General features: G+C 70.3%; 1 protein-coding gene and 1 pseudogene. Both read left to right on the top strand.

What is annotated here, in order from left to right; all coding sequences use genetic code 11:
* Nucleotides 1–273 (top strand): annotated as a pseudogene (locus Q4P07_RS01110) (hypothetical protein); the annotation flags it as partial.
* A 77-nt stretch (nucleotides 274–350) separates the two neighbouring features.
* Nucleotides 351–1,268: hypothetical protein (locus Q4P07_RS01105; protein WP_303373042.1), on the top strand; the 918-nt coding region annotated here is incomplete at its 3' end.

Genomic DNA, 1,268 nt, shown 5'->3' with positions numbered 1-1,268 from the left:
GGGGCTGAGCTGGACGACGGACTCCTGCACCTCGTGCTCGTCTCGCCCTCGGGGCTGCGCGAGTGGGCCCGTATCGCTCGGACCGGATATGCACCGGCCGGGCCCGACTATCCACGCGATCATCGGGCCTTGCGTTATCGATCGGCTCACGAGGTCGTGGTCGTCGCCGAGTTGCGCCAGCCGATGCGCTGCCACGTCGATGGCGACGTCTTCGCCGAGGTGGTGCAGGCCCGGATCTGCGTCCGCGCTGGCGCCGTGCTCGTCGCGCGCTAGCTGCCGACCGGCGGCCTGCGGCGGGGGCCCGGCCAGCCGTGCGGTGTGCGCGCTGGAGCACCGGCTAGCCTCACGGCATGCACCCTCGTGCCCAGCAGATCATGGACCTCACCGACGGTTGGAGGACCGGCGCGGGCGCCGAGGCGCAGGTCATCACCGTCCTGCGGGAGGTGCCCGCGGACCAGCTCGACGCCGTCCTGGTCGACCTCGACATCGACGCGCTGATCGGTGAGGTCGACGACCGGCGGTGGGGTCCCGACCACCGCACCGCGCTCCTCGACCTGCTCCTGCGGCAGCGCATCGATGCACTGTCCACGCAATCCATCGCTGACATCATCGCCGCGCTCCACTCCGGTCCGACGCCGCGCAGCCACCAGCAGGCCATCGTGGACGTGCTCACCTCGCGCACCGGCAGTGCCTTCCACGACCTGAAGTACCACCTCAACAGTGCCCGTGACCACCACGACCTGGAGCACCTCGTCTTCGACGATCTGGAGCAGGACCTGCGCGACCGGCTGCTCGCCCACATCGCCGAGCAGGCGAGCGTCGAACCCACCTCCGACCTGCGTGTCCTCTGTGACATCGACGACACGCTGCGCTGCGCCCTTCATGATGACCGCTACCCGCGCGGCACCCTTTATCCCGGCGTCGTCGCGCTCCTGACGGCACTGGACGACGGCGCATCCGGAGCCTATGACCGGCCCGGCGACCTGACCTTCGTCACGGCCCGCCCCGGTGGCCCGCGTGGGCTCCTGGAGCAGTACACCCGCAACGGCCTGTCCGAGCTGGGCCTGCCGCCGCACTCCGTGCTCGGCGGCAGCCTGCTCAACGTGCACACCAAAGCCGCGATCGCGGAGCGCAAGGTGGCGAACATGCAGCGTGACCGACTCCTCTTCCCCGAGTGCCGGATGGTGTTCATCGGAGACAGCGGGCAGGCCGACGGCGAGGTCGGTGCCAAGATGCACCGGCTCGACCCCGAGCACATCGTCGCCACC

The organism is Ornithinimicrobium sp., from assembly GCF_030537745.1.
Taxonomy (GTDB): domain Bacteria; phylum Actinomycetota; class Actinomycetes; order Actinomycetales; family Dermatophilaceae; genus Ornithinicoccus.
Note: the sequence above shows the minus strand (reverse complement) of the source record. Positions and strands in the feature narration are given on the sequence as shown.